This is a genomic window from Stieleria mannarensis, from assembly GCF_014154935.1.
GTDB classification, from domain to species: Bacteria; Planctomycetota; Planctomycetia; order Pirellulales; family Pirellulaceae; genus Stieleria; species Stieleria mannarensis.
Map to the genome: position 1 here is coordinate 40,934 of NZ_JACEHH010000041.1, position 17,038 is coordinate 57,971.

The following is a 17,038-nucleotide window of genomic DNA, read 5'->3' on the forward strand; positions in this document are numbered from 1 at the left end:
TCGGGTGGCGGAAATCTACCAGTGCGACTGAATTTCGACATCCCTGCGGGTGTCCGTGACTGCGGCGATCTTGCACGTGCCCCCTGTGGGGCGAGGATTTCCGGCAATGCCGTAGGAATTCATGGGGAGCGTGGGCTGGCCCGAGAGTGTTGGCGCAAGCTTTGCTAAACCGGCAGGCTAACTGGGCAAGCTGCCCGCGACCGACTCACGATGGAGACCAACTGGACGATGGACGATTCCTCCAACTCGATGCTTTCACCGGCAAATCTATTTCGCGATTTTACCGCGTCGATTGTGGTGTTTCTGGTGGCATTGCCGCTGTGCCTGGGGATCGCGTTGGCATCCGGGGCGCCGTTGTTTTCCGGGTTGATCGCCGGGATTGTGGGCGGAATTGTGGTCGGATCGCTAAGCGGATCGCACACCAGCGTCAGCGGGCCGGCGGCGGGTTTGACCGCGGTGGTGTCGGCCCAGATCGCCAACCTGGAGACGTTTGATGCGTTTTTGTTGGCGGTGGTCGTCGGCGGCTTGATCCAAATCGGGTTGGGGATTGCCAAGGCCGGGGCGCTTTCGGCGTTCTTTCCCAGCAGCGTGATCAAGGGGTTGTTGGCGGCGATCGGGGTGATTTTGATCCTGAAACAGATTCCCCACCTGTTCGGACATGATACCGACCCGGAAGGGGAGATGTCGTTTTCACAGCCCGACGAGGAGACGACGTTTTCGGAGCTTGGGACGTTGATCGCCGGGGAGCTGCACCTGGGTGCCGCGGTGATCGGACTGATCTCGCTGGCCTTGTTGGTGTTTTGGGACCGGACGAGGCCGCTGAAGAATTCCGGCGTCCCGGGCCCGCTGGTGGTGGTGCTGGTCGGCGTCGCGTTGCAGGCTCTGTTTGCGACCTTCGGCGGCAGCTGGATGGTCGGCGCGTCGCACTTGGTGCAGATTCCGGTGGCGGAGAGTTTCTCGGACTTCGGCAGCTTCTTGCGGCTTCCCGATTTTACCCAGTGGGCCAACCCCGCGGTCTACATCGGCGGCATCACGATCGCCATCGTGGCTTCGCTGGAAACGCTGTTGAACCTGGAAGCAACCGACAAGCTCGACACCTACCGTCGCAGCTCTCCGCCCAGTCGTGAGCTGTTGGCGCAAGGGGTCGGCAACGTGACGGCCGGAATGATCGGTGGCATCCCCGTCACGTCGGTGATCATTCGCAGCAGCGTGAACGTCAATTCCGGTGCCCGATCGAAGTTGTCGACGATCTCCCACGGCGTGTTGTTGCTGGTCTGTGTCGGTCTGTTCCCGGTTTACTTGAACATGATCCCGCTGTCCTCCTTGGCCGCGATTCTGTTGGTCACGGGATTCAAACTCGCCAGCCCCAAATTGTTCAAACAAATGTGGAGCGAAGGCCGTTATCAATTCATTCCGTTCATCACAACGGTCGCGGCGATCGTGTTGACGGACCTACTGATCGGCATCTTGATCGGGCTGATGATCAGCGTGTTATTTATCCTGAACAGCAACCTGCGACGTCCGATCCGCCGGGTCGTCGAGACCCACCTGGACGGGGACATTGTCCACATCGAGCTGGCCGACCAGGTTAGTTTTTTGAATCGTGCCGCCTTGGACAAGGTCTTCACCGATGCAAAGCGTGGGACGAAGGTGTTGATCGATGCGTCCGGATCGGATTACATCGATCCCGACATTTTGAGTCTGATCCGTGACTTCAAGAACAACATCGGTCCGGCCCACGGGGTCAGCGTCAGTCTGCGAGGTTTCCGCGAGAAGTACGAGCTTCACGACGAGATCCAATTTGCAGACTATTCGACACGTGAGCTGCAAAGCCGCATCACGCCGGACCAGGTGTTGACGATTCTGCGCGACGGGAATGAACGATTCCGCACCGGGCACCGCATCACGCGTGATTTCGGGCGTCAGGTCGGTGCGACGGCGACGGGACAAAGTCCGTTGGCGGTGATCCTCAGCTGCATCGATTCGCGTGTCCCGGCCGAGCTGGTATTTGATCTGGGCATCGGAGACATTTTCAGCGTCCGCGTCGCGGGCAATATCATCGGCACGAAGTCTTTGGGAAGCATGGAATATGGCGTGGCGGTGGCCGGTGCGAAACTGATTGTCGTGCTCGGCCATACCCGATGCGGCGCGGTCACGTCGTCGGTGGAACTGTTCGATCAGCGGGCCGATGTGGAACAGGCCAGCGGTTGCGGTCACCTGCACGCCATCGTGTCGGAGATCCAGCAGTGTATCGAGCCGGATCAATGCAGGGGCATCGCCGAGATGACGCCCGACGCCAAGGACGCCTGTGTCGACAGCGTTGCTCGGAAGAACGTGCAACGAACGGTGCACGAAATCATTGCCCGCAGCAGCGCGATTCGCCAAGCCGTCGACGCCGGCGAGGCGATCGTCGTCGGCGCGATGTACGATGTGAAAACCGGTGAAATTGACTTTATGATGGATCAGGCGGTCAGCGCGGAAACCGCTGGCAACGTCAACGTCTAGTGCTGCGCTCTGATTCTCTCGCTCCGATTCATGGGTGGTTTGCGATTAGAGGCTGGTGCTTAGCCCAATGCCACTTACTTTTTGAGCCGACAGCCCGCTAGCCGCGGGCCTTGGATTGCCCTTCGAGGCTTGTAAGGCTCGAGGCTTGAGGCTCAGTTTGTGATCGAAAGTAAGTGACATTGGGCTTTAGCCGCCTCGGTCACTGTGAAGCAGCGACAGGGAATCGCCTAAAGGCTAGACACCAACACTTCTGCCCGTAACATTCGTATCTGACTTTTTACCCTCGTTCGTCGTCAACAGGAGGGACGCGGATGCATCCCAATGAGAGTTTGACGACGTTCACGTTGGCCGCCGCGCTCGGCGTGTGCCTGTTCACGGTGGCGACCTATTTGCGGACGTCACCGATCGTTGTCTTGTTGCTCGGCGGCGTGATCGTCGGTCCCGAGGGACTGGGGCTGGTCCATCCCGATTCGCTCGGCGAGGGGCTGGGCACGATCATTTCGCTGGCCGTGGCGATCATCCTGTTCGAAGGCGGATTGACGCTTGACCTGAACGGTTATCGTTCGGTCAGCCAGGAGATCTGGCGGGTGCTGACGATCGGCGTGTTTGTCACTTGGATCGGAACGACGGCGCTGTTGCGATTGATCTTCGGATTCGACATCGTCTTTTGTGTGCTCGCGGCCAGTTTGGTGATCGTAACCGGTCCCACGGTGATCGGTCCGCTGCTGCATCGGATCCGCGTGCAAGCCAAGCTGCATCACATCTTGCACTGGGAAGGCGTGCTGATCGATCCGATCGGTGTCTTCCTGGCGTTGCTGAGTTTTGAGTTCTTTGTCAGCACCGACGGCACGTCACAGTTGGTCATCAAAGACTTGTTGCTGCGGTTTGCCGTCGGCGTGGTGTTGGGAATCGCGTTCGGTTTTGTGCTGGACTGGGTGCTCCGTCGCGACTGGATCGGCAAGCCGCACCTGAACACGTTTGTGTTGGCGATGGCCATGTTGAATTTTGCGTTGGCCGACATGGCGATCAGCGAAAGCGGCTTGCTAAGTGTGACCGTTGCGGGGCTGGTGCTGGGCAGTCGAAACGCACCGCCGCTGCGTGACATCGTTCGTTACAAGATGGCGCTCAAAGATTTTTCGATCGGGCTGTTGTTCGTCTTGTTGGCGGCCAATCTGGATCTTGCCGCATTCGTCCGTTACGGCTGGCATTTGGTCTTGGCTGTCGCCGGGATCATGTTGATCGTCCGCCCGCTGAACATCTTTGTGTCGATGCGGCGGAGTCTGTTGACTTGGAAGGAGAAACTGTTTCTCGGCTGGATCGCACCGCGGGGAATTGTCGCCGCGTCGATGGCTTCGGTCTTCGCACTCGAACTGGGGCGGCGCGGGGTCGAAAACGCGGTGTTCCTCGAATCGTTCACCTATTCGGTGATCGCCGGGACCGTCGTCGTGCAGGGGATCACCGCAGGGTCGGTCGGGAGGTGGTTGGGCGTCGTCCGCCCGGTGCCCACCGGATGGATCATCGTCGGGGCGCACGCGCTGGGCCGATGCATCGCCACGTTCTTCACCCGACACGGCATCGATGTCGTGCTGATCGATACCAACGCGCGCGAAGTGCGGGATGCCGAACGGGAGGGGCTGATCGCGATCAACGAAGACGCGATGCAGCTCAATCCCCAAAAGCACGCCGAATTGTATCGCTGTGGAAATCTCTTGGCGCTGACGGCCAATGCCGACCTGAATCGGATGCTGTGTCGACGCTGGGCGGAGTTGCTGGAGGATGCGACGCTGTTTCGGTGGGAAAAGTCCGGGTACCAAACGGCCGAAAACGAACACCTGTTGGTCGGAAAACGCGTTTGGACCGAGTTGCCGCTCAGTCGTTGGATGCACCCCAACAGTGAATCCCCGCCGCTTCAGGTTGAACGCCGCGAGACGAATGCGGGGCCGGAAACTGGCAACGTTCTGATGACGGCCCGCGGCAATCAAGTGATCCCCGGGAATCCGCATGAACTTCACAAGGAGGACGTCGAGTGGTTGGTGTATGACGGCAGCGGCGAACAAGACTCCTGTGTCCTCCCGCTCACGGCGGAGAACGTCATCTTCTCCGAGCAAACCGACCTGCACGAGCTTTACCGCGAGATGCTCCATCACCTGCATCAGCAGCTTCCGGGCATCGACCCAGAACAGATGTTGGTCGAAATCTGGCGACGCGAAGAGGACTACACCAGCTTGCTCGGTCACGGGATCGCGTTGCCGCACACCTGGTCCCCCGCCGTGGACCGGGCGACGTTGATGGTCGCACGACCGCGACATCAATTGCTCTGTCCGCTGACGGATCTGCCGATCGAAATCGTGTTCATGTTGCTCAGCCCCGTCGGCGAGCCCGACGAACATTTGGCCTGTCTGTCGCACATCGCGCGCCTGATCGGGACGGAGTCCCAGCGTCAGCGGATCCTCGATGCCGGCGACGCTGAACAATTGCACCGGTTGATCGCGTGCAGTTGATCGGATCGGCGACGCAACGAATGTTCCGACATACCCGTGTGGTCCCGTGATCGATAGGACCAATAGGACAGATAAGACCTAGAAGTCCGATGCGTCCTAGCAGTCTACCGCAGCTTCGTATTCTATTTGGCTGGACAGTCGCCGTCCTCTCCGAGGTCGGCGCGGGGCAAAGCTTCGCTTTTTCGCGAGCGCCGAGTTCGGAGAACACGGCGACCCTCTCAGTGCATCGTCGAACAACAAATTGAGTTGCGGTCGACAACTCTTGGCCCCCTCAACCTGCGCTGTGCCGTGCATCTGATGGGTGGCAACAAATTGATGCGGTACAGGATGTAACAATACGACACACTTGTGCGAATACGCGCGGAGTACACGTTGCGTTATCAGGCAATGGTAACAACGACCACGTCCGTCGCGATCGACCGCGCGTGAATTCCTGATGAAGGACATCTGGAAGTCATCGCACTCTCCGATGCGGGGTTGACCGGCGGCTATACTGGCCAAATCTCCTCTCGCGCGATCATACGCGCCGCGCTCCGTTTACCTCTCACTGCTAAGAATCTGCGATGCAACAGGTATTCAAGTTGATCATGGCGGCGACCATGATTGTGACACTGTCTATTTCCGGCTTTGCGACTGCCGCCGACAAACCGAACATTCTGGTCATCTGGGGTGACGACATCGGATGGAGCAATCCCAGTTGCTACAACAGCGGCATGATGGGCTACCAAACGCCCAACATCGATCGGATCGCGCGAGAGGGCGTGCGGATGACCGACTGGTATGGGCAAAACAGTTGCACCGCCGGTCGATCAACGTTCATTACCGGCCAGAGTGGTTTTCGCACGGGTTTGTTGAAAGTGGGGCTGCCGGGGGCGAAAGAAGGCATGTCGACGTTGGATCCGACCATCGCCGGTTTGCTGAAAAACCACGGCTACATGACCGCGCAGTACGGCAAGAATCACTTGGGCGATCGCGATGAACACCTGCCGACCAACCATGGGTTCGACGAGTTTTACGGAAACCTGTATCACTTGAACGCCGAGCAGGAACCCGAGCACCCGGATTACCCGAAGGACCCTGAGTTTAAAAAGAAGTTCGGTCCCCGCGGCGTGATCAAGTCCAGTGCCGACGGCAAGATCGAAGACACCGGACCGCTGACCATCAAGCGGATGGAAACGGTCGACGAAGAGGTCACCGCGGGCGCACTGGATTTCATGGAGCGGGCCAAGAAGGCGGACAAGCCGTTCTTTCTGTGGTGGAATTCGACCCGCATGCACGTCTGGACGCACTTGAAGGACGAGTCCAAGGACAAGACGGGCTTGGGAGTTTATGCCGACGGAATGGTTGAACATGATGGCCATGTCGGCCAAGTGCTGGACAAACTGGACGAACTGGGGCTGACCGACAACACGTTGGTGATGTATTCGACCGACAACGGCGCGGAGTGTTTCACTTGGCCGGACGGAGGCACGACGCCGTTTCGAAACGAAAAGAATTCCAACTGGGAAGGCGCTTACCGTGTCCCCTGTATGATCCGCTGGCCGGGCAAGATCAAACCGGGCACGATCAACAACAACATCTGCTCGCATGAAGACATGCTGCCGACCATTCTGGCGGCCGCGGGTGAACCGGACGTCAAGGAAAAACTGTTAAAGGGGCATCAGGCGATCGGCCGCACCTACAAGGTCCATCTGGACGGTTACAACCTGTTGCCCGGGCTGACGGGCGAGGTGGAAGAGTGGCCGCGGAAGGAGTTTTTCTACTGGACCGATGGCGGCAGCCTGTGTGCGCTGCGGTACGGTCGCTGGAAAATGGTTTTCCAGGAACAGCGGGCGCATGGTTTTGACGTCTGGCAGGAACCCTTCGTCACGCTGCGGTTGCCGAAACTGTTTTGTTTGCGCACTGATCCGTATGAGCGGGCTGACCATGAGGCCTATCAGTACGACGGATGGCGATTCGATCGTGCCTTCGCCTTCGTCCCGGCGCAAACCTTCGTGGCCAAGCACTTGGAAACGTACAAGGAGTTTCCGCCGCGTCAAAAGCCCGGCAGCTTTGCGCTGGACGATGTGCTGAGTGCGTTGCAGGAAGGCTCCGGGCCGAACAACTGAGTGAAGGTTCTTGTGCGATCTTGATTGCGTGTCGTGGCCGTCGGATCCCGACCGGCGGCGACGGCGCGCAGTTTGTGACGTGAGGCTCGATGAGATGACGACACGAGAAGCGTTCCTGCAGGTCTCCGCGGCGATGAATGCCGCCATCATCGGCCAACAGACGGTCGTTGAACGGTTGATCATCGCCCTCTTGGCCAACGGAAACGTGCTGATGGAAGGGCTTCCGGGCACCGCCAAGACGCGTGCGATCAAAACATTGTCCAAGCTGATCCGAAGCGACTTTCGACGCGTCCAGTTCACGCCCGATTTGCTGCCGTCGGACGTGACGGGCTCGGAAATCTACCGCGAACAAAACGGGACATTCGAATTTCAACCGGGGCCGCTGTTTGGCAATTTGGTGCTGGCCGATGAAATCAATCGCGCGCCCGCCAAGGTTCAGGCGGCGTTACTTGAGGCGATGGAAGAACGTCAGGTCACCGTGGCGGGAACGACCCATCCGTTGCCGCCGTTGTTCCTCGTGCTTGCGACGCAAAACCCGATCGAACAGGAAGGCACCTACCCGCTACCGGAAGCCCAAATGGATCGCTTCTTGGTGTATGTGAAAGTGCCCTATCCAGCCGCCGACAACGAATTGGCGATCTTGAATCTGGTTCGCTCGGAAACGAAAGGAGATCCGCCGCCGACGCCCGAGCCGATTTCTCAGGACACGGTGTTTGCAGCCCGCCGCGAGGTCAATGCGGTCCACGTGGCCGAAACGGCGGCCAGGTACATGGTCGATCTTGTCATCGCAACCCGCCAAGCGGAACGCTACGGCGATCAGCTTGCCAACTGGATCCACGTGGGCGCCAGTCCACGCGGGACGATCGCACTGGATGCCGCGGCGCGTGCGCGGGCGTGGCTGCGTGGTCACGATTTTGTCTCACCCGAAGACGTCCAGGCGGTCGCACCGGCGTGCCTGGCCCATCGCGTCCATTTGTCCTATGAAGCCGAAGCGGAGGGCAAATCACGCGAAGACGTCATCGATGAAATCTTGCAGCGCGTCGCAGTGGGTTAGCCGAACCTATGATTCATCCCACACTGGAGCAACTGGTAAGGCTGCAATTCGAGGCCCGCGAGTTTTCGTTGCTGCCCCGGCAACCGGTGCACAGTCTGCTGAGTGGACGTCATGCATCTCGGTTGCGTGGTCGGGGGTTGATGTTCGAGGAATTGCGTGATTACCGTCCTGGCGACGACATCCGCACGATGGACTGGAAAGCCACCGCGCGGCTGCGAAAGCCCCACGTGCGCGTGTACACCGAGGAACGCGAACGGCCCGTGTTGCTGGTCGTGGATCAACGCGTCAACATGTTTTTCGGAAGCGCGCGAACGACCAAGGCGACGACCGCCGCGGAGCTCGCCGCATTGTCAGCCTGGCGGACACTCGATGTCGGTGATCGAGTCGGCGCGATCCTCTTTGACGACGAACAGATCCTCAAGATTCGGCCGCATCGAAGTCGTCAGAATGTGTTGCGAATCTGTCACGAACTGGTTCGGATGAACGGTCGACTGTCCGCCGAGCGTCGGTCCGATCCGTCGATGCTGAATGAAGCCCTGCGCCGAGCGTGCAACGTCGCGGTGCATGACCATCTTGTTGTGTTGATCACCGACTATGACGGTGACGATTCAACCACGCACCGATTGGCGACGCGTCTGGCAGCTCACAACGATGTGCTCGCCGCACTCGTTTATGACCCACTGGGTGCGGATTTGAAGTCTGACGCGTCGTTGCAGGTGACCGACGGAAGTCGGCAGTTAGTGTTAGAACCCGACGAGGAGTTTTCGTGCCGATTCCGCACCCAGTTTCAACGGCGATGTGATCAGCTGCGTGAGCGGTTGAGTGCGATTCGCATTCCGATCCTACCGATTTGCACCCACGACGGTGTGATCGATCAGGTGTTGGCGGCGCTGGGGAGGCGACGATGACTGCGGATCCGTCAAGCCTGGATCGTTTGCGTGACATCGTCCAGCCGGTTCCCATCTCGTGGTGGCCGCCGGCGGCAGGGTGGTGGGTCTTGCTGGGAATGGTGACGACCGGGGCGGCGGTCTACACGATTCAGGCGATCCGCCAATGGCGATCCAATGAGTATCGTCGCACCGCGGTCCGGGAGGTCGAAGGGGCGATCGGCTGCGCAGCGATTTCAGAGATTCTGAAGCGAACGGCACTGGCAGCGTTCCCGCGCGATGAGGTTGCCGCGATGTCGGGGGCACGCTGGTGTCGATGGCTGGGCGATACGTCGGGCATCACTGTTCCGCCAGAGGTGCTCGATGTCCTGACGACGGGCGTTTATTCACCCCAGACGTCCGACGGCGAAACAGACCTGCGCCGCTTTGCGCTGGCCTGGATCCGTCAGCATCGGCAGCCGGGTAACCCACGCGGGAGGACGGCGTAATGTGGGTGTTCGCCCATCCCGTGCTTTTGGCGTTGCTGCCCTTGCCGCTGATCATTCGATGGTTCATTCCTCCGTCGCGACAGCCCCGTCCCGCGGTACGCGTCCCCTTTTTGCCACGGCTGGTTGCCAGTCAAGTGCAGCCGATCGCGCGTTCAACATCAACCGGGCGTTCAACCCAGGCGGTGACGTGGACCGTCTGGACGCTTTTGGTGATCGCATTGGCGAGGCCCCAGGTGTTGCAGCCGCCGATCGAGCGGACCGTGCCAACAAGGGATTTGCTTTTGCTGGTCGATTTGTCGGGGTCGATGCAGCACGAGGACTTTACCGATGCCAGCGGGCAGACGGTGGACCGGCTGGCGGCGGTGAAGGAAGTCTTGGGCGAATTCCTGCTGCATCGCCAAGGTGATCGCGTCGGGTTGGTCGTGTTTGGGAATTCGCCGTTTTTGCAAGTTCCCTTCAGCACCGACCTGGAATTGTCCCGGCGGTTGTTGGAAGAAACGGCGGTGGGGATGGCGGGGCCGCGGACCGCGCTCGGTGATGCCATCGGGTTGGGCATCGAGCTTTTCAAACGCAGTGACGCTCCCGCCAAGACGATGATCGCATTGACCGACGGCAACGACAACGCCAGCGCGGTCCCGCCACGGGAAGCCGCTCGCGTGGCCCGCGATCGCCAGATCACCATCCACACCATCGCGATGGGCGATCCGACGACCGTTGGCGAAGAGAAGATCGATGAAGAGGAACTCAAATCGGTAGCCAAGGCGACCGGCGGTGAGATGTTCTTGGCTCTCGATCGCGGCGAACTGGCCAAGGTGTATCAGCAGCTGGATGAGATCGAAACCCGTGAGGAGAAAACCATTCGCCATCAACCCCGACGTGATGTCTACCACGTGCCCGTCGCCGCGGCGTTGCTGTTGTCTTTCGCGGCGTGTGCGTGGTCGCTGTTGGTCGGTCGCGTCAAACGAGTGGCAGCGGATTCGCAGACCCGGTTGAGGGTCAATCCACGCACGTTCGAATTGGAGGTGACCGAGACATGATCGACCTCGGCAGTTTTCACTTCCTTCGGCCGTTTTGGTTGCTGTTGATTCCCGTCGCGGTGTGGCTGTGGTGGTGTCGGCGGGTCGAGGGAGATCCGCTGCGTGGTTGGCGTGTCGTCCTGCAACCGGAGTTGCTCGATGCCCTGACCGTGGGACAAGGACATCGGACGCGACGGTTGACACGCGACGTGCCCCTGTTGCTCGGCTGGCTGTTGGCGGTCATCGCGGTTGCGGGACCGACGTGGCGGCCGGAGCCATCGCCGTCGGTCAACGATCCGCCGCCGGTGATGATCGTCTTGAAGGCCGGTGAATCGATGAACCAGACGGATTTGATGCCGACGCGGATGGAACGCGCACGATTGAAGGTCGCCGACTTTGCCGAAGCAGCGCCGGCGCGTCCACTCGGTCTGATCGCCTATGCCGGTACGCCGCACTTGGTGTTGCCCCCGACACGCGACGCCGCGGTTGTATCGGAGATGGCCGCCGAGCTTGATCCGGAGATCATGCCCAAGGCTGGCGATGATCTGGCAGCCGCGCTCACGCGGGCAGACGAGGTTCTTGGCACGGGTGGAGGATCGATCTTGGTGATCGCCGATTCGGTGACCGGCAATGCTTCGTCACTCGCTGAATATCGCACGAAGAGCAAGCGGCCGGTCGGCATCTTGGCCGTTGCTCGCCCCGACACGCCGGAGCTGGACACGCTGAACGACGCCGCTAGATCGATTGACGCTACGATCAGTCGGATCACCCCCGATTCCAGTGATATCGACCGGCTGATTCGGCGATCCACCGAAGCGTCCGTTGCTGCTGCAGCAGAGGGTGACGAGATTCGCTGGTCAGAAGCAGGCCGGTGGCTGGTGCCGGTGTTGGCGGCGATCGTTTTGGGCAGCTTTCGACGTCAGAACCAAGACTACCCGCGGGAGGGGGCGTGATGAAGTTCGCAGTTCTTTTCAGCCTTGTTGCCGCGTTGACATGGACCGGGCTATGGTTTTCCCCGGATCAGCAGGGACAGCGGTTGATGCGTCGTAGTCAGTTTGAAGCGGCGGCGCAGACGTTCCGCGATCCCGAGTGGGTGGGGATTGCATGGTATCGTGCCGGAGAGTTTGAAAAGGCGGAACAGGCCTTTGCCCGAGTCGCCTCGGCGGAGTCAGAATTCAATCGTGGCAATTGTCTGGTCATGCAAGGCAAGTACGACGCCGCGACGCAGCGCTATGACCGTGCATTGGAACTCCGTCCGGGTTGGTCCGACGCAAAGATCAACCGCGACATCGCGTTGGCGCGGGCGGAAAAGACGCGTCGCGCTGGCGGTGAAATGGGAGAGCAGAAGCTGGGGGCGGACGAAATCGTCTTTGACAAAAACAAATCGTCCGAAGGTGAAGACACGGAGGTCAAGGCAACGCAGCCGCTAAGCGATGCGGCGATGCAAGAACTTTGGCTACGCCGCGTGCAAACCAAGCCGCGAGATTTCTTGAAGGCAAAATTTGCGTTCCAGCTTGCCGAGGAATCGCAATGAAACGGTGTGGAGTGAACCGGAGTTGGGAGGGCGTGAGGCGGCGAGCCGGTTGGCGATCCGCAATCCTTGTCGGCCTGCTGTGGTGGTGGTCGGCGTCGGGAAACCTGCCCGCTGCCGACCCCGTCACAGCTGAATTGGCACAGGAGTCCGCTTGGACGGGCGAAGGCGTCTCCCTGGTGATCACGCTCTATTCACCCGGTCCATTTTCGGGCACGGCGACATTCGAGTTTCCGGAATTGTCGCAAACGGTGCTGATTCGAGGGGACAGCCCGGTGGTGGGCAGCGAATCGATGGACGGCGTCACCTACTTCACCCAACGTCATGAAGTGACCGTCTACACGCAGCGCAACGGTCGGATCGTGATCCCGTCGTTTCAAGTTCGCTTTGCGGGAAAGAAGACGTTCACCTCAGCTCCCGAACCCATCGAAGGCGTCACACCCGAGCTGACGTTCCAGTCCAAGCGACCTCCCGGCACCGACTCTCTCGGATTCGTGTTGACCGCCAGCGACATGCAAGTGGCTCAATCCTGGTCGCCCGAGGTGGTCGAGACGCTGCGCGCCGGTGATGTGATCGAGCGGACGATCACACGCAAGGCGACCGGTACGACGGCGATGATGATGTCCCCGATCGAAGCGGTCGCTCCGCCGGGCGGACGCGTCTACGTCGGCGAGCCGATGGTTCAAGATCGCAGCGATCGAGGCGACGTATCGGCCCAGCGTCGTGACACCTTGAAATACCAATTTGGGCACGCCGGCACGTTTACACTAGCGGACATCCCATTGGTTTGGTGGGATGCGAACGCGTCCGAATTGAAGTCCGAAATCTTGCGCGGCAAGACGATCCGTGTCGCGGGAGAACCCGACGCGATGCAACTACCCATCGAATCCGAATCGAATTCGGGTGCACCGAGTTTGGGTGTTCTGTACGCGGTGTCTGCGGTCTCGATTTGCATCGGCGTCGCTTGCGTTTGGATGCTGATTCCCCGCTTGATTGGATCGCACAGGAATCCCGAATCGGATGCCGCGGAGCGTCTACTGGCAGCCTGTCGTGACGACGATGCCAGCGGCGCGTATGCGGCGCTGCTCCACTGGAAACGAACGGTCGGCTTGCAAGACACCGAGCAACGTCTGGAGTCGTTCAATGCCCTGCCGTTGTCCGGCGAACTGGAGCGTTTGACACGACGTCTGTTTCGTGGACACGCAAGAGAAACCGTTTGGACGGGCGTTGCCTTGGCGTCGGCCTTCCGGCAATCCCGCCGGGCGGTTTTGGAGCGACGCTCCCCGGGCCGTGCAAGACACCGTTCACTGCCGGACCTTAACCCCATCGACTTGAAACAACGATCACCACAATGACCTACTTCCAATCAAGAGACGGCGTCGCTGAACAGCGCCACGTAGATGTCGCCACGCTCGCCAGAGAGTGGAAAACGCCGGGGATCCACCTTCTGGCGAAGGTAGCTACGTTGGCGCGGCGAACACGCGCTGTTGGAAATCGTGATGGCCACCCACGCCGGCATGACGACCGACGAGTTCGAGCAAACGGTCACCCAGTGGATCAACACCGCGCGTCACCCACAGACCGGGTTGCGATACACCGACATGGTGTTTCAGCCGATGTTGGAACTGATGCAGTACTTGCGAGCACACCAGTTCGAAACTTGGATCGTTTCCGGAGGCGGAATCGAATTCATGCGTCCCTGTTCCCAACGCGTCTATGGTGTTCCGCCGCAACAGGTGATCGGGTCGAGCATCGAAATCAGATACGTCCTTCGCGACGGGGTTCCCGTGCTGGAGCGTTTGCCCGAAATCAATTTCATCGATGACAAAGCGGGCAAGCCGGTCGGGATTCATCGCTTCATCGGGCGCCGTCCGATCGCCGCCTTCGGCACCGCCGACGGTGACCTACAGATGTTGCAATGGACGACCGCCGGCGATGGCGCGCGGTTGGGGTTGATCGTTCATCACACCGACTCCGAGCGGGAGTATGCGTACGACCGTGATTCTTCGGTCGGCCGTTTGGACAAGGGGCTCGATGCGGCCGCTGAGAACGATTGGACGATCGTGGACATGAAGACGGATTGGTCGCAGATTTACCCGCCGGATCAGCCACGGGGGCAGTGAAACGTGAATCCGAACGCAACAAAGTAGCCGTCCAGCATTGCCGTGGTGTCACCGAACGTTTTTTCATTTTCGAAGACTCCACCCAGGGTGACGTCGAAGTTCATGTTGGGGACAAGATTCGCGATTCCGACACCGCCGGTGATCCGATGTTGCGCGATCGCCGCGAATTGACCTTGGATGTACTCGACGGTCGGAATGCCGCCGACGGGGACCACGCCGCCGATCGTGCCGGGAACGCTGTCGCGGGTCGGGTCTTCGTTGAACGCATAACCGAATCGCAATTTCAGCCGTCGTGACGCGCGGTACTGACCGCCGAACTGGAATGCCCATTGATCGTGATACAGGGAACCAAAGAAATCGGTGTCGTCCCAGTTCTTGTAAATCACATCGGCGGCCACCAGCAGTCGGCCGCCCATCAAGCAACGGTTCGCGATTCCGAACCCGAGATTCATCGGATGATCCAGATTCAGGTCCTGGTAGGTGTTTGCCAGCGGGCCGTTCGCGAAGCGAACGACGTTGTCGAACTCCAGTTGCTTTTCCGATTGCCAGAATCCTCCGATGCTGGTGCCGCCGCCCAGTTCATAATTGGCTCCCAGGGTGAATCGAGTTGCGTAGTCGGTTTGTGAGGAGCTGGACTGGACGAAGGGTCCGTCCAGGACGGAAGTGCCCAGCGTGAACGAACCACCGACCGCCAGCCGCGGCGTGAGCTTCACGGCGGCTCCGCTGACCAGATCGAGTGCCAGGTAAGACGCCTGCGTTCCGTTGGATTCGGGAATGTGTCGAAAGTCCACCGCCAGACCGGCGTTGGTCATGAAGCCCAGCCCGAAGGTCACCGGTAATCCCAGAAGGTCTGCCTGGTGAATCGCTCCGATGTTGGGTGCCAACGAGAGCGGGGCATCGGATTTTCCAGAATACGGATCAACACCAACCAGAGGTAACGAGTCCGTCTGGGTGACGTTGTAGGTCGGTTCGATCATGGCGCCGCCGAAGCCGAAGGTCGGGCCGCTGAATTGGGCCATGGTCGCCGGATTCCCATTGATCGCCGACTGTAAATCTTGGGGACGCGATAAACTTGCGCCTCCCATCGCGCCCGACGCCGGCATCATGTTGTTGTGCAGTTCGATGCCATAGCTTTGGGCAATCGCGGCCCGGCCGGCGATCAGCGAGCCGACCAGGGGCAACAGGCAGAGAATAAATCGACGCATGATCAAACCGTCTGTCAGCGTAACAATCGGGAAACGACCTTTAACCCACACCATCGGTCCAGGCCGACCATCGGGGCCGGAGAATCGGTCGAAACGGCCGGGGGGCGGGGAAGATGGCAGCGAGAATCCGTACGGCCGACAAAGGGGCGGCAACCCGCAAACCTTGCCGGTCCGGGGCAGACAGAACTTGACAGGTGGTGTTAGGGATTTTGACGATTGTTGTCGATTTTCGAATCAGTCGCTTTGTTCTGTTTTCCAGCAAGAGTCTGCTGATGCGATGGTTTGCCGCAATCACGTTTTGCATATTGCTGTCGATGTTCTTGCATCGATGCAGTGCTCAATCGTGCAACAGCAATGCGGCTGCTTCGGTGGCGTCTTCCGGCACTGAGGACGATTTCAGTTGGCTCGATCGAGTGAAGGTGGGCTATGACGGCGGATTTGTGATCGCCAGTCAGGGCAATGTTGACCTGAATGCCTCGCGTGATCCCTACCGCCTAAAAATCAACGGCTGGGGCCAGCTGCGGCACACCGTGACGGATCTATCGCCGCCCAGTCGCGACTTGAATCAATTGCAGCTCAAACGCGGACGTCTTGTCTTTTCCGGAAACGCCTTCAATCCGAACTTTCACTATTTCATCCAGCTCGATGCCCGCAGCACCAATGGTGACGACGTGCGTTTGCTGGACTACTACCTCGACTACGACGTCGGCAACGACCAATTGGGACTCGCGCCCGGAACGCTGACGTTTCGCACCGGCAAGTACAAAGTGCCGTTCAGCATGTCGCGTTGGTTGTCCGGCCGCGACTTTGAATTTGCCGACCGCAGCGTGGCCAGCATTTTCTTCGATGTCAACCGAAGTTTTGCTTGGGGGCTGCATGGCAAAAACGAACGATTGGGAGTGCCTATTTTCTGGGACGCGGCATTGTTCAACGGGTTGGTCACCGGCGGTGCGGAGACGGGCAGCAGCGGGACGCTGGATGACAACTTTGCCTACTCGGGACGTGTCCGCGCCTATCCGATCGGGGATTGGGGGGATGAAAACCTGGCCGATTTCGAATGTCACGATCGACTGGCGATGCGGGTCGGAGCGGGGTTCGCCGCATCAACGATTGATCGGTTCGGCACAACGGAATTCAACCGACTTCGTGTCGTCGACTCGGGGGCGACGTTGTCCACGCTGTTGCCGGCGACCGTCTCGGGCTATGACGTTTCGCTTTATGCGGTCGATACGTCCATCAAGTATCGCGGCTGGTCCTCAAGCTTCGAGTACTACTTTCGAACCGTCAGCGCCGTTCGCGGGGCCGCAATCGACGAGCTGTTCGATCACGGGTTTTGGTATCAATTGGGCAAGTTTATCGTCCCGGGGAAACTGCAGCTTGCCACTCGATGGTCACGCGTGCAAGGTGACTCGGGAACCCTGGGCGGTCGCGATCAATGCGCGGAAGAACTCGCCGCCTCGTTGGCTTGGTATTTCCGCCGCAATCAAGCCAAGTTGGTCGTCGACATGACGCACGTCGACGGAGCACCGATCAGTTCACAAGCACTCGACATCTCGCCCGGCAACCACGGTTGGCTGTTCCGTTCGCAGATCCAGTTTAGTTTTTAGCGTCCCCGCATCG

General features: G+C 59.7%; 13 protein-coding genes. 12 read left to right on the forward strand and 1 reads right to left on the reverse strand.

The window, feature by feature from the left end; genetic code table 11:
- The first annotated feature begins 210 nt into the window (after window positions 1-210).
- From H1B37_RS23885 to H1B37_RS23935, 11 genes are all read left to right on the forward strand, one after another.
- Window positions 211-2,505: a bifunctional SulP family inorganic anion transporter/carbonic anhydrase gene (locus H1B37_RS23885; protein ID WP_286178102.1), complete on the forward strand. Its 2,295-nt coding sequence runs from the start codon at window positions 211-213 to the stop codon at window positions 2,503-2,505.
- A 311-nt stretch (window positions 2,506-2,816) separates the two neighbouring features.
- Entirely contained in the window at window positions 2,817-5,006 is a 2,190-nt protein-coding gene (locus H1B37_RS23890) for a cation:proton antiporter domain-containing protein (protein ID WP_182869581.1), read from the forward strand.
- Between the two features lie 563 nt (window positions 5,007-5,569).
- Window positions 5,570-7,114, forward strand: coding sequence for an arylsulfatase (locus tag H1B37_RS23895; protein ID WP_182869583.1), 1,545 nt, complete (start codon window positions 5,570-5,572; stop codon window positions 7,112-7,114).
- A gap of 94 nt (window positions 7,115-7,208) precedes the next feature.
- Window positions 7,209-8,168, forward strand: coding sequence for an AAA family ATPase (locus tag H1B37_RS23900; RefSeq protein ID WP_182869585.1), 960 nt, complete (start codon window positions 7,209-7,211; stop codon window positions 8,166-8,168).
- 8 nt (window positions 8,169-8,176) lie between these two features.
- Window positions 8,177-9,076 (forward strand): DUF58 domain-containing protein, encoded by a 900-nt coding sequence (locus H1B37_RS23905; protein WP_182869587.1) that lies wholly within the window; start codon window positions 8,177-8,179, stop codon window positions 9,074-9,076.
- On the forward strand, window positions 9,073-9,543 hold the full coding sequence (locus H1B37_RS23910) for a DUF4381 domain-containing protein (RefSeq protein ID WP_182869589.1): 471 nt from the start codon (window positions 9,073-9,075) through the stop codon (window positions 9,541-9,543). Before H1B37_RS23905 ends, H1B37_RS23910 begins: the two co-directional genes overlap by 4 nt.
- Complete coding sequence (locus H1B37_RS23915; protein WP_182869591.1) at window positions 9,543-10,580, forward strand: VWA domain-containing protein; 1,038 nt, start codon at window positions 9,543-9,545, stop codon at window positions 10,578-10,580. Before H1B37_RS23910 ends, H1B37_RS23915 begins: the two co-directional genes overlap by 1 nt.
- Window positions 10,577-11,512, forward strand: coding sequence for a VWA domain-containing protein (locus H1B37_RS23920; protein ID WP_182869593.1), 936 nt, complete (start codon window positions 10,577-10,579; stop codon window positions 11,510-11,512). Before H1B37_RS23915 ends, H1B37_RS23920 begins: the two co-directional genes overlap by 4 nt.
- On the forward strand, window positions 11,512-12,093 hold the full coding sequence (locus H1B37_RS23925; protein WP_182869595.1) for a tetratricopeptide repeat protein: 582 nt from the start codon (window positions 11,512-11,514) through the stop codon (window positions 12,091-12,093). The genes H1B37_RS23920 and H1B37_RS23925 overlap by 1 nt, the downstream gene beginning before the upstream one ends.
- 11 nt (window positions 12,094-12,104) lie before the next feature.
- Window positions 12,105-13,445: a BatD family protein gene (locus tag H1B37_RS23930; protein WP_182869597.1), complete on the forward strand. Its 1,341-nt coding sequence runs from the start codon at window positions 12,105-12,107 to the stop codon at window positions 13,443-13,445.
- Window positions 13,446-13,589: 144 nt separating this feature from the next.
- Window positions 13,590-14,213: an HAD family hydrolase gene (locus tag H1B37_RS23935; protein WP_182869600.1), complete on the forward strand. Its 624-nt coding sequence runs from the start codon at window positions 13,590-13,592 to the stop codon at window positions 14,211-14,213.
- Here the strand turns inward: H1B37_RS23935 and H1B37_RS23940 are convergent.
- Entirely contained in the window at window positions 14,195-15,418 is a 1,224-nt protein-coding gene (locus H1B37_RS23940) for an OmpP1/FadL family transporter (RefSeq protein WP_182869602.1), read from the reverse strand. The genes H1B37_RS23935 and H1B37_RS23940 overlap by 19 nt on opposite strands.
- A gap of 209 nt (window positions 15,419-15,627) precedes the next feature.
- Between H1B37_RS23940 and H1B37_RS23945 the strand changes: the two genes are divergently transcribed.
- Window positions 15,628-17,025, forward strand: a complete 1,398-nt coding sequence (locus tag H1B37_RS23945; RefSeq protein ID WP_220498348.1) for a porin — start codon at window positions 15,628-15,630, stop codon at window positions 17,023-17,025.
- The last annotated feature ends 13 nt before the right edge of the window (window positions 17,026-17,038 follow it).

Coding starts and splice junctions, on each gene's coding strand:
- H1B37_RS23885 (WP_286178102.1), top strand. CDS start 211: ATGGAGACCAACTGGACGATGGACGATTCCTCCAACTCGATGCTTTCA.
- H1B37_RS23890 (WP_182869581.1), top strand. CDS start 2,817: ATGCATCCCAATGAGAGTTTGACGACGTTCACGTTGGCCGCCGCGCTC.
- H1B37_RS23895 (WP_182869583.1), top strand. CDS start 5,570: ATGCAACAGGTATTCAAGTTGATCATGGCGGCGACCATGATTGTGACA.
- H1B37_RS23900 (WP_182869585.1), top strand. CDS start 7,209: ATGACGACACGAGAAGCGTTCCTGCAGGTCTCCGCGGCGATGAATGCC.
- H1B37_RS23905 (WP_182869587.1), top strand. CDS start 8,177: ATGATTCATCCCACACTGGAGCAACTGGTAAGGCTGCAATTCGAGGCC.
- H1B37_RS23910 (WP_182869589.1), top strand. CDS start 9,073: ATGACTGCGGATCCGTCAAGCCTGGATCGTTTGCGTGACATCGTCCAG.
- H1B37_RS23915 (WP_182869591.1), top strand. CDS start 9,543: ATGTGGGTGTTCGCCCATCCCGTGCTTTTGGCGTTGCTGCCCTTGCCG.
- H1B37_RS23920 (WP_182869593.1), top strand. CDS start 10,577: ATGATCGACCTCGGCAGTTTTCACTTCCTTCGGCCGTTTTGGTTGCTG.
- H1B37_RS23925 (WP_182869595.1), top strand. CDS start 11,512: ATGAAGTTCGCAGTTCTTTTCAGCCTTGTTGCCGCGTTGACATGGACC.
- H1B37_RS23935 (WP_182869600.1), top strand. CDS start 13,590: ATGGCCACCCACGCCGGCATGACGACCGACGAGTTCGAGCAAACGGTC.
- H1B37_RS23940 (WP_182869602.1), bottom strand. CDS start 15,418: ATGCGTCGATTTATTCTCTGCCTGTTGCCCCTGGTCGGCTCGCTGATC.